Origin of the sequence: Bradyrhizobium iriomotense (genome assembly GCF_018129405.1) — a bacterium.
GTDB classification, from domain to species: Bacteria; Pseudomonadota; Alphaproteobacteria; order Rhizobiales; family Xanthobacteraceae; genus Bradyrhizobium; species Bradyrhizobium iriomotense_B.
The window spans coordinates 782,911-807,452 of record NZ_JAFCLP010000001.1; the positions used below are offsets into that span (position 1 = coordinate 782,911).

Annotated in this window: 23 protein-coding genes; 10 read left to right on the top strand and 13 right to left on the bottom strand. The window is 64.2% G+C overall.

Annotation, left to right across the window (positions count from 1 at the left end):
• Position 1: 1 nt before the first annotated feature.
• The 6 genes from JQ592_RS03325 to JQ592_RS03350 form a co-directional block, all read right to left on the bottom strand.
• A complete protein-coding gene (locus JQ592_RS03325) occupies positions 2–1,219 on the bottom strand; it encodes an NAD(P)/FAD-dependent oxidoreductase (protein WP_211401475.1) in 1,218 nt (405 codons plus the stop codon).
• Between the two features lie 10 nt (positions 1,220–1,229).
• Positions 1,230–1,658 (bottom strand): globin family protein, encoded by a 429-nt coding sequence (locus JQ592_RS03330; RefSeq protein WP_211401476.1) that lies wholly within the window; start codon positions 1,656–1,658, stop codon positions 1,230–1,232.
• A 122-nt stretch (positions 1,659–1,780) separates the two neighbouring features.
• Positions 1,781–3,172, bottom strand: a complete 1,392-nt coding sequence (locus tag JQ592_RS03335; protein ID WP_211401477.1) for an MFS transporter — start codon at positions 3,170–3,172, stop codon at positions 1,781–1,783.
• A 338-nt stretch (positions 3,173–3,510) separates the two neighbouring features.
• Complete coding sequence (locus tag JQ592_RS03340) at positions 3,511–4,305, bottom strand: ABC transporter ATP-binding protein (protein ID WP_211401478.1); 795 nt, start codon at positions 4,303–4,305, stop codon at positions 3,511–3,513.
• 13 nt (positions 4,306–4,318) lie between these two features.
• Entirely contained in the window at positions 4,319–5,215 is an 897-nt protein-coding gene (gene ntrB / locus JQ592_RS03345; RefSeq protein WP_211401479.1) for a nitrate ABC transporter permease, read from the bottom strand.
• A gap of 61 nt (positions 5,216–5,276) precedes the next feature.
• Positions 5,277–6,596, bottom strand: a complete 1,320-nt coding sequence (locus JQ592_RS03350; protein ID WP_211401480.1) for a CmpA/NrtA family ABC transporter substrate-binding protein — start codon at positions 6,594–6,596, stop codon at positions 5,277–5,279.
• A 682-nt stretch (positions 6,597–7,278) separates the two neighbouring features.
• On the opposite strand from JQ592_RS03350, the gene JQ592_RS03355 reads away from it, so the two are divergent.
• On the top strand, positions 7,279–8,118 hold the full coding sequence (locus JQ592_RS03355) for a formate/nitrite transporter family protein (RefSeq protein WP_211401481.1): 840 nt from the start codon (positions 7,279–7,281) through the stop codon (positions 8,116–8,118).
• 66 nt (positions 8,119–8,184) lie between these two features.
• Positions 8,185–9,912, top strand: coding sequence for a bifunctional protein-serine/threonine kinase/phosphatase (locus tag JQ592_RS03360; RefSeq protein ID WP_211401482.1), 1,728 nt, complete (start codon positions 8,185–8,187; stop codon positions 9,910–9,912).
• Between the two features lie 15 nt (positions 9,913–9,927).
• On the opposite strand, the gene JQ592_RS03365 is transcribed toward JQ592_RS03360, so the two are convergent.
• Positions 9,928–10,845: an intradiol ring-cleavage dioxygenase gene (locus tag JQ592_RS03365; RefSeq protein WP_211401483.1), complete on the bottom strand. Its 918-nt coding sequence runs from the start codon at positions 10,843–10,845 to the stop codon at positions 9,928–9,930.
• Between the two features lie 160 nt (positions 10,846–11,005).
• Between JQ592_RS03365 and JQ592_RS03370 the strand changes: the two genes are divergently transcribed.
• Positions 11,006–12,280, top strand: coding sequence for a serine hydrolase domain-containing protein (locus JQ592_RS03370; RefSeq protein ID WP_211401484.1), 1,275 nt, complete (start codon positions 11,006–11,008; stop codon positions 12,278–12,280).
• A 51-nt stretch (positions 12,281–12,331) separates the two neighbouring features.
• Here JQ592_RS03370 and JQ592_RS03375 read toward each other — a convergent pair whose 3' ends face one another.
• The 4 genes from JQ592_RS03375 to JQ592_RS03390 form a co-directional block, all read right to left on the bottom strand.
• A complete protein-coding gene (locus tag JQ592_RS03375; RefSeq protein WP_211401485.1) occupies positions 12,332–13,651 on the bottom strand; it encodes a TRAP transporter large permease in 1,320 nt (439 codons plus the stop codon).
• Complete coding sequence (locus JQ592_RS03380; RefSeq protein ID WP_211401486.1) at positions 13,648–14,163, bottom strand: TRAP transporter small permease; 516 nt, start codon at positions 14,161–14,163, stop codon at positions 13,648–13,650. The genes JQ592_RS03375 and JQ592_RS03380 overlap by 4 nt, the downstream gene beginning before the upstream one ends.
• Before the next feature lie 84 nt (positions 14,164–14,247).
• The gene (locus tag JQ592_RS03385) at positions 14,248–15,246 is read right to left on the bottom strand and encodes a TRAP transporter substrate-binding protein (RefSeq protein WP_211401487.1); all 999 of its coding nucleotides are present in this window, start codon (positions 15,244–15,246) and stop codon (positions 14,248–14,250) included.
• A gap of 369 nt (positions 15,247–15,615) precedes the next feature.
• Positions 15,616–15,849: a hypothetical protein gene (locus JQ592_RS03390; protein WP_211401488.1), complete on the bottom strand. Its 234-nt coding sequence runs from the start codon at positions 15,847–15,849 to the stop codon at positions 15,616–15,618.
• A 138-nt stretch (positions 15,850–15,987) separates the two neighbouring features.
• Between JQ592_RS03390 and JQ592_RS03395 the strand changes: the two genes are divergently transcribed.
• From JQ592_RS03395 to JQ592_RS03425, 7 genes are all read left to right on the top strand, one after another.
• On the top strand, positions 15,988–16,329 hold the full coding sequence (locus tag JQ592_RS03395; RefSeq protein WP_211401489.1) for a DUF1236 domain-containing protein: 342 nt from the start codon (positions 15,988–15,990) through the stop codon (positions 16,327–16,329).
• Positions 16,330–16,676: 347 nt separating this feature from the next.
• Positions 16,677–18,134: a sensor histidine kinase gene (locus JQ592_RS03400; protein ID WP_211401760.1), complete on the top strand. Its 1,458-nt coding sequence runs from the start codon at positions 16,677–16,679 to the stop codon at positions 18,132–18,134.
• Between the two features lie 348 nt (positions 18,135–18,482).
• Positions 18,483–19,442, top strand: coding sequence for a helix-turn-helix transcriptional regulator (locus JQ592_RS03405; protein WP_246820099.1), 960 nt, complete (start codon positions 18,483–18,485; stop codon positions 19,440–19,442).
• A 98-nt stretch (positions 19,443–19,540) separates the two neighbouring features.
• Entirely contained in the window at positions 19,541–19,822 is a 282-nt protein-coding gene (locus tag JQ592_RS03410) for a hypothetical protein (RefSeq protein ID WP_211401490.1), read from the top strand.
• A gap of 121 nt (positions 19,823–19,943) precedes the next feature.
• The gene (locus JQ592_RS03415; RefSeq protein ID WP_211401491.1) at positions 19,944–21,149 is read left to right on the top strand and encodes an NAD(P)/FAD-dependent oxidoreductase; all 1,206 of its coding nucleotides are present in this window, start codon (positions 19,944–19,946) and stop codon (positions 21,147–21,149) included.
• Positions 21,150–21,233: 84 nt separating this feature from the next.
• The gene (locus JQ592_RS03420; protein ID WP_211401492.1) at positions 21,234–22,151 is read left to right on the top strand and encodes an MBL fold metallo-hydrolase; all 918 of its coding nucleotides are present in this window, start codon (positions 21,234–21,236) and stop codon (positions 22,149–22,151) included.
• A 228-nt stretch (positions 22,152–22,379) separates the two neighbouring features.
• Positions 22,380–23,036, top strand: a complete 657-nt coding sequence (locus JQ592_RS03425; protein WP_211401493.1) for an HAD family hydrolase — start codon at positions 22,380–22,382, stop codon at positions 23,034–23,036.
• A 47-nt stretch (positions 23,037–23,083) separates the two neighbouring features.
• On the opposite strand, the gene JQ592_RS03430 is transcribed toward JQ592_RS03425, so the two are convergent.
• Together JQ592_RS03430 and JQ592_RS03435 are read right to left on the bottom strand one after the other, a co-directional pair.
• A complete protein-coding gene (locus JQ592_RS03430) occupies positions 23,084–23,815 on the bottom strand; it encodes a cytochrome c biogenesis CcdA family protein (RefSeq protein ID WP_211401494.1) in 732 nt (243 codons plus the stop codon).
• A gap of 203 nt (positions 23,816–24,018) precedes the next feature.
• The gene (locus JQ592_RS03435; protein ID WP_211401495.1) at positions 24,019–24,285 is read right to left on the bottom strand and encodes a hypothetical protein; all 267 of its coding nucleotides are present in this window, start codon (positions 24,283–24,285) and stop codon (positions 24,019–24,021) included.
• Positions 24,286–24,542: the final 257 nt, after the last annotated feature.

The window sequence follows — 24,542 nt, forward strand, 5'->3', positions numbered from 1 at the left end:
ATCAAGCCGCTTTCGAAGGCAACGCGAGCGCGCGGCCGAACATCATGTCGGTACGGATCGCCGCGACCTTGTCGCGATTGCGGATCAGCTCGAGATACCAGAGCGCGTCGACGGTATCGCCGATCAGCACAGCGCCGGTGAGCCGGCCGTCGGCGATCACGAGCTTCTTGTAGGTGCCGCGCCTGCGGTCTGACAGCACGAGGCTCTCGCTGCCCTCCCCGCCCATGAAGTCGCCGGCGGAGAACACGCTGACGCCGGAGACCTTGAGGTTGGTCGAGACCACGCTGCCTTGATAGGTGGCGGGCCGGCCGGCGAGATGCCGCGCCAGCACACGCGCCTGCTCATAGGCGGGCTCGACCAGGCCGTAGCAGGTGCCGCGATGCTCGGCGCATTCGCCGAGCGCGAAAATGTCGGACGAGGAAGTCTGCATCACGTCGTTGACGACGACGCCGCGATTGACCGCAATCCCGGCCTCTTTCGCCAGCGCGACGTTCGGCTTGATGCCGGCGGCGAAGATCACCGCATCGGCTTCGATCCGGCTGCCGTCGGCAAGCTCAACGGCCTCGACGAGGCCGTCGCCATGGATGCACTTCGTGCTGGCGTTGAGCAGGATGCGGATGCCCTTGCGCTCGACCAGCGTCTTGAGCAGGTCGGCCGCGGGCGCGTCGAGCTGACGCTCCATCAGCCGGTCCATCAGATGCAGCAGCGTCACCGGCGCGCCGGCCTTGGCAAGGCCGTAGGCGGCCTCCAGGCCGAGCAGCCCGCCGCCGACCACGACGACGCGTTTCTTCGCGGCCGCGAGCGTCAGCAGCAGGTCGACATCGCGCGTATCGCGAAACGTGTGCACGCCGGTAAGATCCGCGCCCGGCACGTTGAGCCGCAGCGGCGTCGAGCCGGTCGCAAGCACGAGCTTGGAATATTCCATGCTCTCTTCGCCGGCGATCTTGAGCTCGCGGCGGCCGGTGTCGATCTCGGTGACGCGATAGCCGTAGCGCACCGTGACGCCGCGATCGCGCCACCAGTCGGCCGGCCGCAGCTCGATCTCGTGCGAGCCGGTCTCGCCGGCCAGCACGGAGGAGAGCAGAACGCGGTTGTAGGCGAGCCGCGGCTCATCGCCGATGACGGCAACCGCGTAGCGGCCGAGTGCGGTCTTGGCGAGTTCATCGACAAGCCGCGCAGCCGCCATACCGTTACCGACGATGACCAGCGGTTCACTCACAAGGCATCTCCTATTCGGCGGCCTGCGCTTGCGCGCCGTAGGCCTCGGAAATCATGTAGCCGGACAGCACGCCGTAGGCGTCGGTCCAGGCGGCAGCGAGTTCGGGCGTCCAGGCTTCGCCAAGCCCCTTCTCGAGGGTCCACAGCAAGGTCGCACCGACCACGGGATAGTGCTCGGCCTTGGCGCCATAGGCGACGTGACGCTTGGCGAGCGCCGAGGCCGCGGGAAGGATCGTCTCGAGGTTCGACAGGCCGCCGACCACGGCGGCGAGCATGCCCATCAGCTTCTTGCGCTGCTCGGTCATGTCTTCGGGAAACATCGCGCGCACGGACGGCGCTATCTCAAACAGGCGATCGTAGAACAGTACCGCGGCGGCTTCCGAAATCGGCGCGACCTTGGCGAAGCTCTGCTGGATAAGGGTAACCTGTTCGGGCGTCATGATGTTCTCCTGTCTGTTTCGGTCTGCCTTTGTCCGCGCCGTTGCGGACAAGGTTCATGGGTCAAACGTCATCAGAGAGTCTTCTCCCCGCGTACGGGGAGAAGCGAGATTCGTACCAAGTGTTAGACTCTTGCTTCTGCAAGGCCTGCTGCGCCTTCGCCCTGCGGGCTGCGACGCAGATAGAACCACCAGGTCAAGCCGAGGCAGGAAGCGTAGAAGGCGAGATAGATCGCCAGCGCGAGCTGCGGACCGCCGGTCAGGGCAATCGACTTGCCGAAACCGCTCGGGATCAGGTAGCCGCCGACGGCACCGATCGCGCCGATGAAGCCGACCGCCGCACCGCTCTCGATGCTCGCGGTCTTCAGGGCAGCGCTACGTGCCGCATCGCCCTTGCCGCGCACCTTGAACAGGTTCTGCTCGCGGAAGATCGAGGGGATCATGCGGTAGGTGGAGCCGTTGCCGATCCCCGTCGTCACGAACAGGATCAGGAACATCGACAGGAAGCCGATGAAGTCCTTGTGGCCGACGAAATAGAGCGCACCGACAGTCGCGGCCGCCATCGCAATGAAATTCCAGAAGGTGATGACCGAGCCGCCGATCCTGTCGGCGAGCCAGCCGCCGAACGGGCGCGACAGCGAGCCGACCAGCGGACCGAGGAAGGCGATCGAGATCGTCACCGACGGAAACTGCGTCTTGAGCAGCAGCGGGAATGCCGCGGAGTAGCCGATGAAGGACCCGAACGTGCCGATATAGAGATACGCCATGATCCAGGTGTGCTTGCGCTTGACCACCGCGAGCTGATTCCTAATCGACGACTTGGCCGTGGTCAGGTTGTTCATGAAGAACACCGCGCCGAACACCGCGATCGCGATCGGCAGCACCCACATCAGGCCGGCATTCTGGAGATAGATGCCGTCGACGGGGCTCGCCTGGAACAGGTTGATGACCGCGAGCGTCATCAGGATCGGGGTCAAGAGCTGCACGCTGGAGACGCCGATATTGCCGCCGGCGGCATTGAGGCCCAGCGCCCATCCCTTCATCCGGTCGGGGAAGAAGAAGGAGATGTTGGTCATGCTGGAGGCGAAGTTGCCGCCGCCAAGGCCAGCGGTCGAGGCGACCAGCAGCATCAGCCAGAACGGCGTGTCGGGCTGGCTGACGAAATAGGCAAGCGACAGCGTCGGGATGAACAGGATTGCCGCGCTGAAGATGGTCCAGTTGCGGCCGCCGAACGTCGTGACCGCGAAGGTGTAGGGAAAGCGCATGAAGGCGCCGATCAGGCCCGGCACCGCGACGAGCTGGAACAGCTGGTCCGTGGTGTAGTGGAAGCCCGCCAGCGGCAGCTTGGTGGTCACGATGCTCCAGATCAGCCAGACGGAGAAGCCGATATGTTCGGCGACGATCGACCAGATCAGGTTGCGCCGGGCGATGGTCTTGCCGCCCGCATTCCAGAACGCCTCATCTTCGGGGCGCCAGTCAGAAATCCAAGTCTGACTTAGAGACGAATTCTTGGTCATACATTATCCCTTCCAGTCTCACCGCTGCGTCGTTGCAGGCTCTGCCTCCGGTCACGGAGGCGCGCTCCGGGGCTTCACCCCGGTGGCGAGTTCACGATGCTGATTGATGATGTTGAGGGACGTCGTCGTTGGCGTCGGGCAAATGCACTTCAATTTCCGTGCCAGTTGTACGCGCGCTGGAAATACAGGGATTTCAGGACGTTATTCGCATTGCCAGAAATTTTTGCAGGGCTTTTTCGCTCGCTAAATTTGCGATTCGCTCAATCCTTGTGCGCCGCACAAGGATTGAGCTTGATGTCGATTATTTGGGCGCGGACGTTCGCGCATTAAACTTTGGTTTACGCGGCCTCAACGAAGCGATGACGCTCGTAGAGGAATTCGAGCACGCGCTGCCGGCACTTCAGATAGGTGGTGTTGGTGGCGAGCTCGAGCCGCTTGCGGGGGCGCGCGAGCGGCACCTCCAGCACCTCGCCGATGCGCGCGCTCGGCCCGTTCGTCATCATCACGATGCGGTCGGAGAGCAGCACGGCCTCGTCGACGTCGTGGGTGATCATCAGGATGGTGTTGCCGAGCTTCTGATGCAGCGCCATCACCGAGTCCTGCAAGTGCGCTCGGGTCAGCGCGTCCAGCGCGCCGAACGGCTCATCCAGCAGCAGCACCTTCGGCTCCATCGCCAGCGCCCGCGCGATGCCGACGCGCTGCTTCATGCCGCCGGAGATTTCCGAGGGACGCTTGTCCCTGGCATGGGCCATCTGCACCAGGTTGAGATTGTGCATCACCCAGGCGTCGCGCTCGGCCTTCGTCTTGGTCTTCGCGAAAACCTTGTCGACGCCGAGCCTGACGTTCTCGTAGACGGTGAGCCACGGCAGCAGGCTGTGGTTCTGGAACACCACCGCGCGATCGGGGCCCGGCGAGTTGACCTCGCGGTTCTCGAGCAGCACGCCGCCGGTGGTGGCGGTCGTGAGCCCGGCGATGATGTTGAGCAGGGTCGACTTGCCGCAGCCGGAATGACCGATGATCGAGACGTACTGTCCCTTCTCGATGGTCAGATTGATGTCCTTCAGCACCTCGGTCGTCGCAGCGCCGCGGGTGAATATCTTGTCGATATGGTCGAGCTTCAGATAGGCGGTCATGTGTCCCTACTCCTTAGCTTGTCGCGGTGCCGCGGGTGACAACCTTGCCGAGGCCCGCAATCAGGCGGTCGAGCACGAAACCGACGATGCCGACATAGAACAGCGCCAGGATGATCTCGCTGATATGCGAGGAATTCCAGGCGTCCCAGATGAAGAAGCCGATGCCGACGCCGCCGATCAGCATTTCCGCGGCGACGATCGCGAGCCAGGACAGGCCGATGCCGATGCGCAGGCCCGTGAAGATGTAGGGCGCGGCCGCCGGGATCATGATCTTGGAGAAGAACTCGAGCGGATTGAGCTGCACCACCGCGGCGACGTTGCGATAGTCCTGCGGAATGTTGCGGATGCCGACCGCGGTGTTGATGATGATCGGCCAGATCGAGGTGATGAAGATGACGAAGATCGCCGAGGGCTGGCCGTCGCGGAACGCCGCGAGCGAGAGCGGCAGCCAGGCGAGCGGCGGAATGGTGCGCAGCACCTGGAACAGCGGATCGAGCCCGCGCATCGCCCAGACCGACTGCCCGACCAGCACGCCGAGCGCGATGCCGGCGATCGCCGAGAGCGAATAGCCGAGCGCGACGCGCTGGAGACTGGCGGACAGATGCCAGAACAGGCCCTTGTCGATGCCGCCATGGTCAAAGAACGGATCGAAGATCAGCTCCTGGGTGTCCTTGAACACCCTTGACGGCGGCGGCAGCGCCGATCCGGCGCGACGGCAAACCAGTTCCCACACCAGCGTCAGCAGCGCGAGCACGACCAGCGGCGGGATGACGCGCACGGCGGTTTCCCTTGCCATGCGTGCGTAGGCCTCACTGCGCGGCGGGCGCTTCGGCGTCATCGCGACGACAGGCGCGGCGGTGGCCGCAGGCGTCGCGGTCTCGACCTCAATCTTCGTGGCAGGCATATTCATCGCAATATCTCTCCGGCTGCAAAAGAGGATGCGGCCGCCCAGGGGCGGCCGCGAGGCTCCATCAGACTTCGACGCGCTTGATCGCGAGCGACTTCAGATAGGCAGCCGGATTTTCGGGATCGAACACCTTGCCGTCGAAGAAGGTCTCCTTGCCGCGCGAGGTCGAGGCCGGGATGTCGGCGGCGGCGACGCCGAGTATTTTGGCCGCGTCCTTCCAGAGGTCCTCGCGGTTGACCTTGGCGATCAGCGCCTTGCTGTCGAAACCGGCCTCGTATTTGCCCCAGCGGATGTCCTCGGTCATGAACCAGAGATCGTGGCTCTGGAACGGATAGGAGGCATGATCACGCCAGTACTTCATGATGTGCGGCGAGTTCTCGATCACCTTGCCGGGGATGCCGTAGTCGAACTTGCCCTTGGCGCGGTCGGCGATGTCCTCGACCGGACAGTTGATCCACTGCCGCTTGCCCATGATGGTGGCGAGCTCTTCCTTGTTCTCCATCTTGTCGGCCCATTGCTGGGCCTCCATCACCGCCATGAGGATCGCCTTGGCGGCCTTCGGGTTCTTGTCGACCCAGGCTGCGCGCATGCCGAGCGATTTTTCGGGATGCTTGCTCCAGATCTCGCCGGTGTTGACGGCGGTATAGCCGATGCCCTGGTGCACCAGCTGCCCGGGCCAGGGCTCGCCGACGCAGAACGCGTCCATGGTGCCGACCTTCATGTTCGCCACCATCTGGGGCGGGGGCACGGTGATGGTCTCGACGTCCTTGTCGGGGTCGATGCCGCCCGCGGCGAGCCAGTAGCGGATCCAGAGATCATGCGTGCCGCCCGGGAAGGTCATCGCGACCTTGGCCGACTTGCCTTCGGCCTTCTTCTTTTCGAACGCGGCCTTGAGCACCGAGGCGTCCGCACCGACCTTGAGATCGGCATATTCCTTGGCGACCGAGATGCACTGCGCGTCGAGATTGAGCCGCGCCAGAATGTACATCGGGGTCGGCTGGTTGTTCTGCGTCACCTTGCCGGCCGAGATCAGGTAAGGCATGGGGGTGAGGATATGCGCGCCGTCGATGCCGTTGCCTTCGGAGCCGAGCACGAGGTTGTCGCGCGTGGTGCCCCAGGAGGCCTGCTTCTGCACGTCGACGTCAGGCATGCCGTGCTTGGCGAACAGGCCCTTGTCCTTGGCGACGAACAGCGGGCCGGCGTCGCTCAGCGCAATGAAGCCGAGCTTGGCGCCCTTGACCTCGGGTCCTGAATCCTGCGCGAAGGCGCCGGCGGGGAAATTGAGTTTGGCGGCGGCGAGAAGGGCAGCAGTAGAGCCAGCGGCCTTCAATAATTGACGGCGGCTGAGGCCAGTCTCGGAGGGCCGGCGGATGCGCTTGGTCATCGTTGGTGTCGTCCTTTTGCGTCGTTGCGAATGATTGCGTCAGTGCGCACGAGCAGCCCGTCCGTCCGTGACGCCCCAAAAAGGGCGCATGCGAACGCGCGACGGGGAAAACCCCCGCTTGGGTGGCGTCAGCAATTCGGATGAGAAGTCTCGCGGGACGGCTTCAATGGCGTCGACCTGGAACTATTCAAGCTTCGTGCCAAGCCCGCCACTCGTAAAACCGCATGAAAAACAATATGTTATAGCGACCGCGCCAGACTGTCGCAGGCCTGTCCCGCTCGCGAAACTTGCGATCTGCTCAATCTTTGTGCGTCGCACAAACGTTGTGCAGCCGCCCAAGCAAAAGGCGGCGCGACGCGCCAAGGTCGTCCCATAGCCAGTCGCATCCATCTGATTTTACTGGATTTTCCGGCCCGCCCGTCGCGGCACGCAACTTGCTTCTTTGTTCTTGTCAACGAAGACTGCGGCTTGCCGCATTGTTGCAGCCTCTGCCGGCTGCATCCCGGAAGCTCACCTGCTTCGCGGCCCTCCCCGGCTCAGTCTGTCGTGACGCGATTCCCAAGGCTTCCAGACATCCCATAGCCCTCGTGCGCGGCAGAGCCGTCCGCACGGCCAAGACGTTCAGCCGCGCTCTCCATGGGAGAGCGTGTCGATCTCACTTACGAAGCAAAAGGAACCATTGATGTCGTATCTCGCGCCTTCGGAATTCGTCACCAAGATGGTGGATGCGGGCGAGTCCAAGATCTTCATGTCCACCCGGGATACCATCATCCGGGCCTACATGGCCGGCGCGATCCTCGCCCTCGCCGCCTGGTTCGCCGTCACCATCAACGTGAACACGGGCCAGCCGCTGGTCGGCGCGCTGCTGTTCCCGGTCGGCTTCGTCATGCTCTATCTCCTGGGCTTCGACCTCCTGACCGGCGTGTTCGTGCTCTCGCCGCTCGCCTTGATCGACAAGCGCCCGGGCGTCACCGTCAGTGGCGTGCTGCGCAACTGGGGCCTCGTCTTCGTCGGCAACTTCGCCGGCGCCTTCACGGTGGCCTTCATGATGGCCTTCGTCACGACCTTCGGCTTCACCCAGGCCCCCGACAAGGTCGGCGCGGCGATCGGCAATATTGGCGAAGGCCGAACGCTTGGCTACGCCGCGCATGGCGCGGCCGGCATGGCGACGCTGTTCATGCGCGGCATGCTCTGCAACTGGATGGTCTCGACCGGCGTCGTCGGCGCCATGATCTCGACCTCGGTCCCCGGCAAGGTCATCGCGATGTGGATGCCGATCCTGGTGTTCTTCTACATGGTGTTCGAGCATTCCGTGGTGAACATGTTCCTGTTCCCGTCGGGCCTGATGCTGCACGCGAAGTTCTCGATCATGGACTATCTGATCTGGAACGAGATCCCGACCGTGCTCGGCAACCTCGTCGGCGGCCTCGCCTTCACCGGCATGACCCTCTACGCCACGCATGTCATGACCCTGCCGAAGCGCCAGGCCGACAAGGCTGCGAGGCCGCGCGTCGCGGCCTGATACACGCACCTCAACAAGGGAGCCTCGCCCGGTTAGGGTGAGGCTCTCTTTGCCTTGGTGACGACGATGACCCGCGGTCTCCTGATTTCGATCGGCCAGCACTCCGACAGGGGTCGCAAGCCCATCAACCAGGATTTCCACGGCGTCCTGATTCCGGAAGAGCCGCTGCTCAGCCTGAAGGGCATCGCGGCGGTTCTCGCCGACGGCATCTCCAGCAGCACGGTGAGCCAGATCGCCAGCGAGTCGGCGGTCAAGAGCTTCCTGATGGACTATTACTGCACGTCGGAATCCTGGACGGTGAAGACCTCCGCCCGCCGCGTGCTCGAGGCCACTAACTCCTGGCTGCATGCGCAGACGCGCAAGAGCCAATATGCCTATGAGCGCGACAAGGGCTATGTCTGCACGCTCAGCGCCATGGTCATCAAGGCCGCCACCGCGCACATCTTCCATGTCGGCGACTGCCGCATCTACCGCGTCGCCGGCAAGGCGCTGGAGCAGCTGACCGACGATCACCGCATCATCGTGTCGTCGGAGCAGACCTATCTCGGCCGCGCGCTCGGCATCAATCCGCAGCTCGAGATCGACTATCAGACGGTCGAGATCCAGGCCGGCGACACCTTCCTGCTGGCAACGGACGGTGCGTACGAATTCGTCGAGCCGCGTTTCGTCACGAACGCAATCAACGAACATGCAGCCGAGCTCGACGGGGCGGCGAAGGCGATCGTCGAGGAGGCCTATCGGCGCGGCAGCGACGACAACATCACCGTGCAGATCCTGCGCATCGATGCAACGCCGGAGGAATCCGGTGTTTTCGATCAGAGTTCGGCGCTGCCGCTCCCACCCCTGCTGGAGCCGCGGGCAATGTTCGATGGCTACCGGATCATCCGCGAGATCCACGGCAGCAGCCGCAGCCACATTTATCTCGCCGTCGACGCGGACACCGAGGAAACGGTCGCGCTCAAGATTCCGTCGATCGACCTGCGCGACAACCAGGCCTATCTGAAGCGTTTCCTGATGGAGGAATGGATCGCGCGGCGGATCGACAGTCCGTACGTGCTCAAGCCGCGGTCGCGATCGACGCGGCGCAATTATCTCTACGTCGCAACCGAGTTCGTTGACGGGCAGACGCTGCGGCAGTGGATGCTCGACAACCCCCGTCCCGATCTGGAGACGGTGCGCAGGATCATCGAGCAGATCGCCACCGGGCTTCGCGCCTTCCACCGGATGGAGATGCTGCACCAGGATCTCAGGCCCGACAACGTCCTGATCGACAAGACCGGCACCGCAAAGATCATCGACTTCGGATCGGTCAGGGTCGCGGGCGTCGCTGAAGCTGCGCCGAGATCGGCCGACGCGGAAATTCTCGGCACGGTCCAGTATACGGCGCCGGAGTATTTCCTCGGCGAGGGCGGATCGCCCCGGTCCGACATGTTCTCGCTGGCCGCCATCTGCTACCAGATGCTCACCGGCCATCTGCCCTACGGTGCCCAGCTTGCCAAAATCCGGGGACGGTCAGACGCGTGGAAATTGCGATATCGCCCCGCGATCGATGCCGAGCGGGGCATCCCGGGCTGGATCGACGGCGCGCTCAGGAAAGCGCTGCATCCCGATCCCTACAAGCGCCACGAAGACCTCTCCGAGTTCGTCTTCGAACTCAGAAATCCCAATCCGGCCTATCTCGCCACGCGGACCACGCCGCTGCTGGAGCGCAATCCGCTGCTGTTCTGGAAGCTGACCACGGCGATCCTGGCCTGCGCGGTCATCGTGCTGCTCGCAGCGCTCCGGCTGCGATAGCCGGACAAGGCCGGATCACGCCGGCTCCGCCGCCTTCGTCCCCAGCGGCTTCGGCGCCATGCCGCCACCCGGCTTCAGGTGGAATTCGTAACTCATGAGATGCCACCGCCCGCTCGTCTTGGTGCCGTCGGGCATTGCCGGATCGTCGCGCGGCTCGACCTTGGCGACGAGGTCGTCCTTGACGCCGAATACGACGTCGGAATCGAGATATTTGTCGCCGTCCATGAAGACGTGGGTGATCAGGGGCTCGTAGCCCTTGGCGTTGACCAGGAAATGCACATGCGCCGGCCGCATCGGATGCCGCCTGGTCTGCACGATCATCTCGCCGACCGGACCATCCGTGGGGATCGGATAGCTGCACGGCAAGATCGTGCGGAAGAAGAAGCGGCCGTCATCATCGGTGATGAAGCGCGCCCGCGCCGAGGCGCCGACCTCGTCATAGTTCGGCTTCTGTGAATCGTAGAAGCCGTCGTCATCGGCATGCCAGACGTCGACGGGCACGTTCGCCAGCGGCTTGCCCTTGAGATCGGTGACGCGGCTCTGCACGAACATCCGCTCGCCGGTCTGATTGTTCGGCGAGATGTCGGTGCCATGCGCAGTCACCTTGTGCTCGCCGACATAGAACGGCCCGAGCACCGTGGTCTGGGTGGCGCCCTCGCGGTCGCGATGGTTGACGGCGTCGACCAGCATGGAGACGCCGAGCACGTCGGACAGCAGGATGAACTCCTGGCGGGTATCGGTGCATTTCTGTCCCGTCCGGGTCAGGAAATCGATGGCGTATTCCCATTCCTCGAAGGTGAGACCGGTCTTGCTCACGTAATCGTGCAGCGACTTGACCAATTCCTGGAGCAGGAATTTTGCCCGCGGGTTCGGCGTCTGGTCGAAGCTCTTGACGACGGCTTCGGTGAGTTCGGTCTCGTTGAACTGAGTCATGGTGCGTTGCCCTCGCTTTTTTTGTTGGCCCGGCGGGCTCCCTGGAGGCGTTCCAAGGTGGAGTCTACACCAGTCGGCGGCCCCGCGTTAAGCGCGACCGGCTTGGAATGGGCCCGCCATTTGGCTATCACCGTCGTCGAGAAACTGCCCGGAGGAACTGATGCTTGCCCCCACCCCCGCCTCGCCCGAATCCGTCGGCATGTCCAAGGCCGCGCTCGACCGCGTCGATGCGCATCTGAAGAAGCGGTACATCGATGCCGGCCGTTTCCCGGGCACGCAGCTCCTGGTCTATCGCCGCGGCAAGATCGCCCATAGCTCGGTGCAGGGCCTTGCCGATGTCGAGCGCAAGGTGCCGGTGAAGGACGACACCATCTACCGCATCTATTCCATGACCAAGCCGCTCACCAGCGTCGCCTTCATGATGCTGGTCGAGGAAGGCCTCGTCGCGATCGACGAGCCCGTCGCCAAATACATTCCGGAATGGAAGGATCTCGGCGTGTTCGTCGCCGGTACTGCGCCGGCCTTCCTGACCCGGCCGCCGTCGCGGCCGATGCTGATCGTCGACCTCTTGCGCCACACCTCCGGCCTCACCTACGGCTTCCAGCAACGTTCCAATGTCGATGCCGCCTATCGGGCCGAGAAACTCGGCGAGGTCGAGAAGTCGGGCACGCTCCAGACCATGATCGAGGGGCTGGCGAAAATCCCGCTGGAATTCTCGCCGGGCGAGTCCTGGAACTATTCGGTCGCGACCGACGTGATCGGCTACCTCATCGGCAAGATCTCAGGGATGCCGTTCGAGCAGTTCCTCAAAACTCGCATTCTCGATCCGCTCGGCATGACCGACACCGATTTCCACGTGCCGGCCTCCAAGGCACACCGCTTCGCCGCCTGCTATTCCGCGGACCCGGGCGGCGGCATGACGTTCCATGCCGGCCAGCGCCGCGAGGGGCTGACGCTTCAGGACGATCCGACGACGAGCTCGTTCCTGTCCCCGCCCTCCTTCATCTCCGGCGGCGGCGGATTGTGCTCGACGGCTGCCGACTATCTCACCTTCTGCCGCGCGCTGCTCAACGGCGGCGAGCTCGGCGGCGTCCGGCTGATCGGGCCGAAGACGCTGGCGCTGATGACGACCAACCACATTCCCGGCGGCCGCGCGCTGCCGGAAGTGTCGCGCTCGCTGTTCTCGGAAGCCACCTACAACGGCATCGGCTTCGGCCTCGGCTTCGCCGTGACCATGCGGCCGGCCGAGACGCTGATCGCCGGCAGCCCCGGCGAATACAATTGGGGCGGCGCGGCCACGACCTCGTTCTGGATCGATCCGGCCGAGGAGCTGATCACCATCTTCATGACGCAGGTGCTGCCGTCGAGTGCCTATCCGCTCCGCCGCGAGCTGCGCAGCATGATCTACGCCGCGATCACCGAGAGCAATCTGTAACCCATTGAGCCGATCCCGCGGCCGACGCCGCGGGATCGCACGATCGGACGCTCATTTCAGCATCTCCGGCACGATCAGCCGCGGCAGGAACAGCGACACGCTCGGCCAGACGATGAGCGCCGCCAGCACGAGCAGCATCGGGATCAGCATGATCACCGTGTCCTTCAGCGCATAGCGCAGCCGCACGCCGGCGACCGAACAGGCGATCATCAGACATAAGCCGTACGGAGGCGTCACCAGCCCGAACGCCAGCGACACGATCGATATGATCGCGAACTGGACCGGATGAAGGTCGACGGACTTGGCCAGCGGCTCCAGCACGGTGCCGACGATGATGATGGCCGGGATGGCGTCGAGGAAGCAGCCCACCACCAGAAAACAGAAGCAGATGAAGAAGCCGGCTGCGACCGTGCCCATGCCCCATGCCGAGACGTTGGCCAGCAGCTCCTGCGGGATCCTGTAATAGGCGAGCAGCCAGCCAAACGCGCTTGCGGTGCCGACGCAAAACAGCGCGACGCCGGCAAGACGCCCGGTGTCGAGCAAGGCCTTGTACAATTCGCGAGGACCCGTCTCGCGGTAGAAGAACGCCGAGAGCGCGACGGAATAGAGCACCGCGACGCAGGCGGACTCGGTCGCGGTGAACCACCCGAGCAGAATGCCGCCGACGATGATGAACGGCGTCATCATGGCCGGTATCGACCGCCAGATGGCGCATCGCATCTCAACCCAGGTCGCCTTCGGATAGGTCGGGTAGCCGCGGCGCACCGCGTAGATGTGCACCGTCGCCATCTGCGCGCCCGCGATCAGCAGACCCGGCACGATGCCGGCCAGGTACATTGCCGCGATCGAGGTCGAGATCAGCCCGCCCCACACGATCATCAGGATCGACGGCGGGATGATGACCGCCAGAACCGCCGACACCGCCGTGATGGCGATGGAAAACGAGAGGTCGTAGCCCTCCTTGGTCTGCGCATCGATGAAGATCTTTGACTGGCTCGCCGCGTCGGCGGTCGACGAACCCGAGATGCCGGCAAAGAACACCGACAGCACGACGTTGATCTGCGCCAGCGATCCCGGCCAGTGTCCGACCATCGAGCGCGACAACGCCACAAGGCGATCGGTGATGCCGCCGATGCTCATCAGGTTCGCCGTCAGCAGGAAGAACGGCACCGCCAGCAGAATGAATGAATTGTACGCATTGAAGGTCTCCTGCGCGAGGGTCATCAAAGACAGACGCGGCTCGATCAAGAGGATCGGCACGCAGGCAAGGCCGAGTGCGAAGGCGACCGGCACACGCACGATGAGCAGGCCAATGAAAACCCCGAACAGCACCATCGCAGCCTGTCCGGCAGAGAGTACATTGCCGCTCATCGCCGTGCCCCGACCAGAATGCGCATTTCAGCGACGATCTGTTCGCCCGCAAAGACGATCCACGTCGCGCCGGTCACGGGCCAGGCAACGTGAATCAGCCAAAGCGGCAGATCGGCCAGCTCCGAAGTCCTGTTCCAGGCAAAGCGGGTAAACTCCAGGCCGGCGAACACGAACACCAGCGCCAGCGCCAGCACGCCGAGCCGCGCGAGAATCCGCACCGCGGCCTCCGACCGCCGCGACAGCTCCGGCCACACGTCGACCTCGAAATGCTGCGCTTCCCGCACACCGACCATCGCGCCGATCATGATGGTCCAGATGAACAGGAAGCGGGCCATTTCCTCCGTCCAGATGTAGGACGGAATGAAGGGCGTATAGCGCGAGACGATCTGCAGCGTCACGGGGATGACGAGAATGCCGACGCAGGCCGCGAGCAGGATTTCCAGCAATTTCGCATAGGCCGCCGTGACGCGACGCCACAGCGACGGTGTGGACGGGACGGGCATTTCAGACATTGGGACTCCGTGCGGCAGCTCATCCGCCACGGCCGGGCAAGAAGCGGGGCTCGCCCGGACCTGCCGTCGGCGGATGCAACGAGCTCAGGCGACGTTGATCTTCTCGAAAATGCCCTCCGCGCCGATCTCCTTGGCGTAGGTGGCCATCACGGGGTCGGCGAGCTTCTTCATGGCGTCGCGCTCCTCGAAGGGAACACGCTTGAGCTTGCCGGCCTTCTCGAGCGTGTCGAGCTTAACGACCTCTTCGCTCGATTCCAGCTGACGGCCGTAGTCGCCGGCCTCCTTGCCGGCCTTCATGATCGCGTCCTGCAAATCCTTCGGCAAGGTCTTCAGCGTCTTCACCGAGAAACAGATCGGCCGGATCGATACGGCGTGCTGGGTGAGGCTGAGATGCGGGGCCACCTCGTAGAACTTCATCGCCTCGACGCCCGCCGCCTCGTTTTCGCCGGCCGATATCACCCCGTTCTGGATCGCATTGTAGATTTCGTTATAGGCGATCACCGTCGGGCTCATGCCGACGGCCGCAAAGGTCTTCGACCAGATCGGTGCGCCCTGCACGCGAACCTTGAGGCCTTTCAGATCGGCGAGATTCTTGAGCGGCTTGTTGGCGAAGATATTGCGGATGCCGCCGCCGGCATAGCCGATCAGAACGACCTCGGCCTTGGCCGCGACCTCGTCGGCGATCGGTGCCAGGATATTGGCTTCGACGACCTTGTTCATGTGCTCGATGCCCTTGAACACGAAGGGCGCATCGATGAACGGAGCCGCCTTGGCGAATGTCGACATGTGGGCCGGCGAGACGATGCCGTAATCGACCGCCTTGCCCTGCGACATGTACTCGAAATACTGCTTCTCGAGGCCGAGCGAGGAGTTCTTGTGCAGCGTGAAATTGACGGGCTTGCCGTAATATTTCTTCACCAGCTCCTCGAACCGGATCAGCGCCCGGTTGAAGGCATGGTCGTCGTTGAACTGCACCGCGCCGTTCAGCGTGATCGGCGCCTGCGCCCTGAGGATCGACGGCATGCCGATCGTGGCCGCCGCAGTGGTTGCACCGATACCAGCGAGAAATGACCTTCGCTTCATCGTCTCCCCTCCCTTTGATGCTCCGGCCCTGTCGCCGGGCCGTGCGCGCAGCCGGTATGCGGCTTGCGAGAGGGAAGCGTATGAAAAACCCCGGCGGGACGGAAGTGATTTCGCGTGCGCCGGAGGTACTCTTCGTCGCAGGACTTGCTCCTGCAAGACCTGTTGCACTGCAACTCGCATTCCGGCACACCGCATCAGCGGCCCCCACTCCCTGGGGACACGGGAAGACGCGCGGACCTGTGCGCTGCACGGAGACCCGCGCGTCCTCCGCGACTGACCTAATGCATATGACCAATCAGATAGATGCCGCCGCCGATCACAATGATCGCCGGCACGGCCCAGAGAATGAATACCGGCATCACGTCCTCCTCAATTGGATGTGCAGACCTTGACGGTCTTCATGCCGCTCTCGGCCTCGGTGCGCGACTTGTAGATCGTGCCTGACGGGCTAACGATGGTCATGGACGTGTCCGTCGGCTTCTTGTCGACGATGGTGCACTTCTTGGTCTTGACGTCCTGGACCACGTAGAACTCGTCGGCCGCGAACGCCGGCAGGGAAAGCGCAGCAACCATCAGTGCTGCAGTCGCCATCTTCAGCTTCATCTTGTCTCCTCCTCCAGTTGCCGGACTTCGGTCCGGCCGATTCAGGAACGGGAAAAAATGGCAATTTGTTCCTATGCGCAGGAACGTCGCGCGCGGCGAGAGGTTGTTGCGGCGCTTATGCTTGTGAGGAGGACAAAGATGAGAAGGTTGTTCCTGCTATCCGCTGCGGCCGTTCTGATGTCGACCGGCGCATTCGCGCAATCCACCGTGACCACGACCGGAACCGGTCACGCCGCGGTCGTTCAGATCGAGCCGGAATATCGCACCAGGATCAAATCCTACGTCACCGAGCACCGGGTGCGTCCGGTTACGACGAAGGAGAAGATCATCGTCGGCGCAACGGTGCCCAGCGAGGTCGAACTCGAAGCAGTTCCGGCCGATTGGGGCCCGTCCCTCACCAAATATCGGTACGTCTATTCCGGCGAACGCGTGATGCTGGTGGATCCGGGCACACGGACCGTCGTTCAGGAAATCGATTGATCAGGACTGACGGACGGGCGGCTGCTGCGAAGGCGGTCGCCTGTCGGAGCTGACTGCATGAAGCCGCATCGAGAGGCGCGGATCGTCGGGCTCAGTCTGGCGGGGATCTACGCCATGTGTCTGCTACTGACGGCAATCGGCATGAGCTGAGGCGCAGGGCTCCCCGCACTGCGCTGCAAAATCTACCCGGACGTCGCCGCGCACGCGAAAATCATGGCGTGATGCAAGTCCTGCCCGTATGGTTCTCGCCAAAATCATAATCCGGCGCCGCCGCGCCGGAATCGGGACGCCCGCGCTTGTCAAAGCTCTCCCTGCCGGTCCGGCTCGCTCTCCTGGTCGCGGGAACGATGCTGCCGATGATCGTCTTCGCGGTCGGCATCGCCTTCTATCATTACAAGCAGGACCGCAGCGACGCGACGCGCCGCGTGCTGGAGAACGTGCGCAGCATGCGCCTCGTGCTGGATTCCGAGGTGCAGCGCATGACCGGCAGCTTGCAGGTGCTGGCGCTGACGAACTCGCTGCGCAACGACGACTTCCAGAACTTTCGCCGCATCGCGCTCGGCTTCCTCGACCAGTACGGCAAAGGCGGCCTCTTGTTGATCTCCGACCGCAAGGGCCGGCTGTTGTTCTCCACCGCGACGGAGGATACCGCGAGCCTGCCGCCACGCGGCAATCTGGAGATCGTCGAGAAGGTGTTCGCGACCAGGACGCCGCAATATTCCGACCTCTTCACCGGCGCGATCAATGGACGTCAGGTGCTGACCGTCGAAGTGCCGGTGTTGCGGAACGGCGAGGTGATCTACGACCTCAGCTTCAGTCCGCCGATCGGCATCTTCCAGGAGCTGGTCGAGAAGCAGCGGCCCGACCAGCAATGGACGGTGTCCCTGCTCGACACCAAGGGCACCGTGTTCGCCCGCGTGCCGAACCCAGGTGAAAACTTCGGCAAGCGCGCTTCGCCGTCGCTTTACGCGGAAATGTTTCGCGCGGCCGAGGCAACACTGTCGTCGGTCTCGCTGGACGGCGTCGCGCTCGCCTCCGCCTACACCCGTTCTCGGCTCACGGGATGGACGGTGGCTGCGGGCGTCCCCGAGAGCTCGCTGATCGCCCCGCTCTGGCGCAACATCGCGATCACCAGCCTGATCGGCGGCATCCTGCTGCTGGTCGGCCTCACCTTCGCGGTGCGGATGGCAACCACGATCGCCCGCGGCGAGATGCTGCACAATCTCCTGATCGAGGAGCTCAACCACCGCGTCAAGAACACCCTGGCCTTGATGCAGGCGATCGCGGTGCAGACCTTCCGCAGCGCCAGCCGTGACGAGCGGGCCAAGTTCGAGGGACGGCTCGGCGCGCTCGCCGAGGCGCATAATCTGCTCAGCCAGGAGAAATGGGCGGGCTCGGAGCTGAGGGACGTGATCGCCCGGGCGCTTCAGCCGTTCCTGCTGAGCAGTCCCGACCGCATCCGCATGGCCGGCCCCGCGGTGCCGCTGTCGCCGCGCTTTGCCGTGGTGCTGTCGATGATCGTGCACGAGATCGCCACCAACGCTGCGAAATACGGCGCGCTGTCGAACGAAACCGGCCGGGTGACGCTCGACTGGGAGGTCATCGCCGACACGCCGAAGCCGCGGCTGCGCTTGATCTGGACCGAGATCGGCGGACCGCCGGTGACCGCGCCAGTGCGGCGCGGCTTCGGCTCGCGCCTGATCGAGCGCAGCGCGCGCGACCAGCTCGGAGGCGAGGCAACCGTCGACTTCCTGCCGCGCGGCGTCGTCTGCACGGTGACTTGCACGCTGGACGAGGCGCGCTGAACGGACCGAACGACTCGCAATGACGATTGCCAATGTCCGCGCGCACGTCCTCGCAGCATAATTCTCATAACGCCTGCCCGTCGGCTCGACATATGACGGCTCGCCGCTCTTTCACAAGCCATTTCAACGGCATCTAACCGCCTCTCGCGCCATCTCCGTTCAGCACCGCGACAGCTCGGCGCCGCCCGGCGTGCGTTTGCGAAAACGCGCGCCTGCCCGGAGCAGGATCGGACAAAGCACGGCCGCTTCAGGAAAGACGCTGTGCCCTCGCACGCATAGAACGCGCGCCGACCCGTATAAATACGGACACCTGATGCGTAGCCCGAGACGACCAGGAGGATCCACACGATGACCGGGAGCACCGCACTCATGCGCAGTCCCTCGCACAAGGGCTTGCCACCCATACCGCGCGCACAGCCGGACGATGGCGCGACATCCGAGCGGCGCGCCGCCGATGCCGAGATGGCACGGGTGCTCAGGACCGAACCCGCTCGCATGGCGCTGGACGCCTCCGGTGCCGGGATCGCCCACTGGAAACACGAGCCGCTGCACGACGTGGTCGAGCCCATGAGCCACCACGTGATCATGGCGTACAACGGCATGTTGCAGCGCATGGAGCGGCGTTCGGGAAGATCGGTTGCGATCGGTACGTTTCGTCCCGGAGTCGTGATCATCATTCCGGAGGGATCGAGCTCCCGATGGGACATTCCGAAGCCGGTCGATGTGGTCCAACTCTATCTTCCCAATGCAACGCTGAAGCGCGTTGCCGGCGAAGCCGGGATTGCAAAGCCGGCCGAGCTGCTGGAGCGTACGGCGCATCCTGATCCGATCACGTCCAGGCTGATCTTGAGCGCGGCGGATTCGCTGGAAGGCAACGGAGCCCTCGATGCGCTATTCCGCCATCAGCTGACGGACCTCCTGGCCACGCGCCTGCTGGTTGCCCACACAGGCTCGCCCATCACGTTCCAACCGACCATGGGCGGGCTGTCGCCGAAGGTTCTGCTCCGTGCGATCGAACGATTGCGCTCGGACAGCGATGCGGACGTCTCCCTCAATGCGCTGGCGTCTGATGCCGGCCTGTCGCGCTTCCACTTCTGCCGTGCCTTCAAGGAAAGCACCGGGCTTTCTCCGCACGCCTGGCTGCGCCAGCACCGGCTCGAGCAGGCCATGAACATGCTGCGCGACAGCGACGAGCCGGTCGTCTCGATCGCCGCGGCGCTTGGCTATTCGTCGCAGACGGCGTTCGCAGCAGCCTTCAGGAAGCTGACCGGCGAGACTCCGAGCGATTGGCGCAGGCGCGTGCGCTAGCAGCAATCTCTCGACAGCGACGGCAATGGCTCTGGGGCAGTCGAATATCTGGTTCGCTAAAACATAGCCGCAACAGACCACGCGGACGGAGACGAACAATGGACTGGAAACGCCTCGCAATCGCACCGCGCCGCAAAGCCATCGCAACGGCGCTCCTGTACGGGCTCTCATTGACCGTGCGATTCACCTCGCCGACAGCCGAGGAGGCGCCGGCGCAGAACGCCAGTCTCCTGACGTCAATCCTGATCAATCATGATTGGCCGAGGAAAGCTGCAGTGCCGGTCGCCCTGCGCGGCTGGCCATCGAGCCCGAGAAGCTGCCAGGCGGCCTGCGGAAGCCCCGCGCTGCTGTCGTCCCTGCCGAGCTGCACCGCTCCGTAAGGCGCAACCGGCCACCGTTTCACCTCTTCGCGTCATCGCCGATCGCAGCAGGCTCCGCCGACTTTGGGCGGCGGCGACGACGCACGTCTGTCCCGACCAACCCAATCCAGGAGTGAACCACATGCGACTGCTCATCATTGGCGCCGGCTTTGCCGGCATGTACGCCGCCCTCTCCGCCGCGCGCCTGCGCGACATCCAGGGTGTCTCGCCTGATGATCTCGACATCGCGCTGATCGCACCGGAGCCGACACTGGTGGTCCGCCCGCGGCTCTACGAGCCGAAGCCGGAAACCCTGACGGCGCCGTTGCTCGGCGTCCTCGAGGCGATCGACGTCGATTACATCCAGGGCAGCGCCGAAACGATCGACACCAAGGCGCGGACGGTGCAGATCGCGACTCCCCAGGGCACGCGCAAGACCCTGTCCTATGACCGTCTGGTGATCGCGACCGGCAGCCGCCTGTTCCGCCCCAATATTCCCGGCCTTGCCGAGCACAGCTTCAGCGTCGACTCGCTCAATGACGCCGTGGCGCTGGACAAGCACCTGCATGGTCTTGCCGACCGGCCGGCCGTCAACGGACGCGATACGGTCGTCGTCGCCGGCGGCGGTTTTACGGGCATCGAAGCCGCAACCGAGCTACCCGCGCGACTGCGCAAGATCCTCAGCAAGGATTCGACGACACGCGTGATCATCGTCGAGCGCAACGGTGCAATCGCGCCCGACATGGGCGAAGGCCCCCGTCCGCTGATCGAGGACGCGCTGCGCAAGCTCGGCGTGGAGACCCGGCTCGGGGCCGGCGTTGCCGCGCTCGACAAATCCGGCGTGACGCTATCGACCGGCGAGCACATCGTAACCGAGACGGTGGTCTGGGCCGCCGGCATCCGCGCGGCGCCCTTGACGGCACAGATCCCCGCCGAGCGCGACAATTTCGGCCGGCTGCTGGTGGATCGCGATCTGCGCGTGCCCGGTGTCGCCGGCGTCTTCGCCACAGGCGACGCCGCCCGTGCCGCCTGCGACGACGAGGGCAATTACGCGCTGATGTCCTGCCAGCACGCCACGCGGATGGGCGCCTTCGCCGGCAACAATGCCGCCGCCGAGCTGCTCGGCATTCCGACCAGGCCCTATCGCCAGAAGGCCTACGTCACCTGCCTCGACCTCGGCGAAGCCGGCGCGCTGTTCACGCGCGGCTGGGAGCGCAAGGTCGAGCTGGTCGGCGACGTCGCCAAGAAGACCAAGCGCGAGATCAACACGGTCTGGATCTATCCGCCGAAGGCCGAGCGCGCAGCCGCGCTCGCGTCGGCCGATCCGGAGCGTGTGACCAACCTCTAACGCACGCAGCATTGACGGGCCGCGCTTCGCTGGCTGCGCGGCCTGCTCAACCACGATCAGCCAGAACTGAAACAGGAGACGAACATGAACCTGCACAACACCTCATATCCCGTGGCAGCGGGACGCGAAGAGCTGGTGCCGTCGCGCTACGCGCTCAAGGTCGGCGAGATCGACGTGCTGGTGGTCAGCGACGGCGTGCTGCCGCTTCCGACCACGATGCTGGCGCACAACGCGGCTCCGGCCGAGCGTGCGGCCTGGCTGCACGACATGTTCCTGCCGCAGGACGCGTTCGACTGGGCGCTGAATGCGGTCATGGTGCGCAGCGGCGACAAGACCATCCTCATCGACGCCGGCCTCGGATCCGACCCGAACTTGCACCTGCCGCGAGCCGGGCAGTTGATCAATCGACTGGAGGCTGCGGGCATCGATCTTGCGGCCGTGACCGATCTGGTGCTGACCCACCTGCACATGGACCACATCGGCGGGCTGCTCGTCGACGGGGTGAAGGAGCGGCTGCGCAAGGATCTGCGCATCCACGTCGCGGCCGCCGAGGTCAAGTTCTGGGAGGCGCCCGATTTCTCCCACACCAACATGCCGCAGGGATTCCCGGACGCGCTTCGGGCGACCGCCAAGCGGTTCGTGAGCGAGTACGGCAGTCAGCTGCGGACATTCGATGACACGCACGAGATTGCGCCCGGCGTCGTCGCCCTGCGCACCGGCGGTCACACCCCCGGACACAGCGTGGTTCGCATCGCCTCAGGCAGCGACGCGCTGACGTTTGCCGGCGACGCCGTGTTTGCGGTCGGCTTCGAGCAGCCTGACTGGCACAACGGCTTCGAGCACGACCCCGAGGAAGCGGCGCGCGTTCGTGTCCGTCTGCTGCGAGAGCTTGCCGAGACCGGCGAGATGTTGGTCGCCACCCACCTGCCGTTCCCGTCCGTGGGCCGGGTGGCGGCCGACGGCGACGCCTTCCGCTGGGTACCGGTGTTCTGGGACTACTGACGGCCTGTCAGGCCAGGCGAACCGGGCGGGGGCTCATGACGTTCGTGAGTGCGCGCCCCTGGTCTAAATCATCAGTGACACGCTCGGCATCCGCGACACATCCGAGGACCCGTTTCGGGTCCTCACGGTCCTGCCTGCGACAATCCCGGACGGCCAGTATGGCGTCCGTCCGTCGTCCCGGATATAGCGAGACATTCCGGTGAACGATGTGCTTGGAGCCTCGCAAGAATGACCTCAGCAAGTCCCGAACTCGTCATTTTCGATTCGGACGGCGTCCTGGTCGATAGCGAGATCATTGCACTGACCGTGCTGGTTCAAACGGCATCCGAGGAAGGCATATCGATCCGCGTCGAAGACGCCATACGTTCTTTCCGTGGGGTCAAGATGGCCGATTGCGTGCGTGAAATCGAGCACCGGCTAGGCCGCGGCGTCCGAGACAGTTTCATCGACGACGTTCGTCGGGCAACCGCGCTGGCGTTTGATGCCGAACTGAAGCCCGTCGAAGGAATCCATGCGGCATTGGCCGAAATCGACGTTCCGGTTTGCGTAGCATCCAACGGCCCCATGTCGAAGCTGACGCATGCACTCGGATTGACCAAGCTGCTGGAGCATTTCGAAGGACGCATCTTCAGTGCGTATGAGGTTGGTTCGTGGAAGCCGGACCCCGGCCTGTTCCTGCATGCCGCACAAACGTTGGGCGCTCACCGCTCACGTTGCGTCGTTATTGAGGACTCGTTGTCTGGAGTTCGCGCGGCAAAGGCCGCAGGAATGAGAGTCCTCGGCTTTACCGGAGGCGATTCGGGGGCCGAGCGAGAGTTAGCGGAGGCCTGCGACGACCTCTTTCATCGAATGAGCGACCTTCCGGCCTTGCTACGCATGGAATGATCGCAGCACTTCCGAGCCCCCTCTCGGAAGCCGCTATGGCACACGCCCTACCCGAATGTCTGCAGCACCGGGAAGGTCTCGAGCAGCCAGATGCTCACATTCGAGACCGCGCCGGTGAGAAAGCCGATTCCGGTGATCACCATCAACGCGCCCATGGCGCGCTCGACATTGATGAGGTGGCCCTTCATGCGCGCGAACAGCGTGGAGAACTGTTCGATCATCAGCGCGGCGATCAGGAAGGGGATGCCGAGGCCGGCCGAATAGATTGCGAGCAGCCCTGCGCCCTTCGTCACCGTGGCCTCGGCCGCGGCGATCGAGAGGATCGCAGCCAGGATCGGGCCGATGCAGGGCGTCCAGCCGAAGGCGAAGGCAAGCCCCATGATGTAGGCGCCCCAGAGGCCGACGGGTTTGGGGATCGGCAATCGGCCCTCGCGCATCAACAGGCCGATGCGCGTCAGGCCGAGGAAGTGCAGGCCCATGATGATGATGACGATGCCGGCAAGGATCGACAATTCGGCCGACCAGGCGCGGATCAGCCCGCCGATCAGCGAGGCGCTGGCGCCGAGCGCGACGAACACCGTCGAGAAGCCGAGCACGAACAGCAATGCCGACATCATGATCGCGCGCTTGGAGGCCGATGCCGGCTCCTCGCTCTCGACATGCTCGATCGTCGCCCCCGTGAGATAGATCAGGTAGGGCGGAACCAGCGGCAGGACGCAAGGGGAGAGGAAGCTGACGAGGCCGGCAATCAGCGCCGCCGGGATCGAAACATTTTGCATGATGCAGTCGGAGCCATCTCAGGCGCCGGCGCGGCACGCGGGGAATGCGCGCGGCCCGGAGCACCGGCTCTGGTGTAGCCGATGCCGGAGAATGCGCAACAGAGGCGCACAAAACCAGGGCTCCTCCCGATGCCGTCCGTGATCACAGATGCGGCATCGGGACGCGCACAAACCTCGCCAAAAAGCGAGACTCGGCGGCGCGGCTACTTCACCACGCGGAGCAGCGGACGCCGGGGCTGGTCCTGCGTCTGCTTGGAAGGGGGCTGCGGTTCGCTTCCGGCGTTCCGCAGCATTTCGTCGCACAGCGCCTTCAGATCGGCGCTATCAATTCCTTTGAGTTTCATCCGCACGTCGAGGATGACAATCGACAGCAGCTCGGCCGACTCACGACTGTTCATCTCGTTGAGCGCCCTGCGGCACTCCTCGAGCGTTTCCAGCACCGACTGCAATTGTTCGTCTGAATGCGACACCGGGCGTTCTTTCCGTTAATTCGGCCTGCGAGACGTATTTGCGACGACCCCTTTGGCCCCCATGAAAGGCCAAGGATAACACGAGGCCGCCGCGCCTCTGAACATGATTTCAATGTGTTTCTGCGCTGAATCCGTGGTTCCGGCGAACATCCGCCCGCCGCACCGTTTGCCGTCGTCGAAGCAGTCCGGGACAGAACGCCCGCTGCGCTGTAATTGATCCATTCCGGGAGTTGAAAGCGCCACTTGCGCAAGGGCGT

Excerpts from the sequence above, each read along its gene's own strand:
- JQ592_RS03330 (WP_211401476.1), bottom strand. The coding sequence starts at position 1,658 with ATGACGCCCGAACAGGTTACCCTTATCCAGCAGAGCTTCGCCAAGGTC.
- JQ592_RS03335 (WP_211401477.1), bottom strand. The coding sequence starts at position 3,172 with ATGACCAAGAATTCGTCTCTAAGTCAGACTTGGATTTCTGACTGGCGC.
- JQ592_RS03340 (WP_211401478.1), bottom strand. The coding sequence starts at position 4,305 with ATGACCGCCTATCTGAAGCTCGACCATATCGACAAGATATTCACCCGC.
- ntrB (WP_211401479.1), bottom strand. The coding sequence starts at position 5,215 with ATGAATATGCCTGCCACGAAGATTGAGGTCGAGACCGCGACGCCTGCG.
- JQ592_RS03350 (WP_211401480.1), bottom strand. The coding sequence starts at position 6,596 with ATGACCAAGCGCATCCGCCGGCCCTCCGAGACTGGCCTCAGCCGCCGT.
- JQ592_RS03355 (WP_211401481.1), top strand. The coding sequence starts at position 7,279 with ATGTCGTATCTCGCGCCTTCGGAATTCGTCACCAAGATGGTGGATGCG.
- JQ592_RS03360 (WP_211401482.1), top strand. The coding sequence starts at position 8,185 with ATGACCCGCGGTCTCCTGATTTCGATCGGCCAGCACTCCGACAGGGGT.
- JQ592_RS03365 (WP_211401483.1), bottom strand. The coding sequence starts at position 10,845 with ATGACTCAGTTCAACGAGACCGAACTCACCGAAGCCGTCGTCAAGAGC.
- JQ592_RS03370 (WP_211401484.1), top strand. The coding sequence starts at position 11,006 with ATGCTTGCCCCCACCCCCGCCTCGCCCGAATCCGTCGGCATGTCCAAG.
- JQ592_RS03375 (WP_211401485.1), bottom strand. The coding sequence starts at position 13,651 with ATGAGCGGCAATGTACTCTCTGCCGGACAGGCTGCGATGGTGCTGTTC.
- JQ592_RS03380 (WP_211401486.1), bottom strand. The coding sequence starts at position 14,163 with ATGTCTGAAATGCCCGTCCCGTCCACACCGTCGCTGTGGCGTCGCGTC.
- JQ592_RS03385 (WP_211401487.1), bottom strand. The coding sequence starts at position 15,246 with ATGAAGCGAAGGTCATTTCTCGCTGGTATCGGTGCAACCACTGCGGCG.
- JQ592_RS03390 (WP_211401488.1), bottom strand. The coding sequence starts at position 15,849 with ATGAAGCTGAAGATGGCGACTGCAGCACTGATGGTTGCTGCGCTTTCC.
- JQ592_RS03395 (WP_211401489.1), top strand. The coding sequence starts at position 15,988 with ATGAGAAGGTTGTTCCTGCTATCCGCTGCGGCCGTTCTGATGTCGACC.
- JQ592_RS03400 (WP_211401760.1), top strand. The coding sequence starts at position 16,677 with ATGCTGCCGATGATCGTCTTCGCGGTCGGCATCGCCTTCTATCATTAC.
- JQ592_RS03405 (WP_246820099.1), top strand. The coding sequence starts at position 18,483 with ATGACCGGGAGCACCGCACTCATGCGCAGTCCCTCGCACAAGGGCTTG.
- JQ592_RS03410 (WP_211401490.1), top strand. The coding sequence starts at position 19,541 with ATGGACTGGAAACGCCTCGCAATCGCACCGCGCCGCAAAGCCATCGCA.
- JQ592_RS03415 (WP_211401491.1), top strand. The coding sequence starts at position 19,944 with ATGCGACTGCTCATCATTGGCGCCGGCTTTGCCGGCATGTACGCCGCC.
- JQ592_RS03420 (WP_211401492.1), top strand. The coding sequence starts at position 21,234 with ATGAACCTGCACAACACCTCATATCCCGTGGCAGCGGGACGCGAAGAG.
- JQ592_RS03425 (WP_211401493.1), top strand. The coding sequence starts at position 22,380 with ATGACCTCAGCAAGTCCCGAACTCGTCATTTTCGATTCGGACGGCGTC.
- JQ592_RS03430 (WP_211401494.1), bottom strand. The coding sequence starts at position 23,815 with ATGCAAAATGTTTCGATCCCGGCGGCGCTGATTGCCGGCCTCGTCAGC.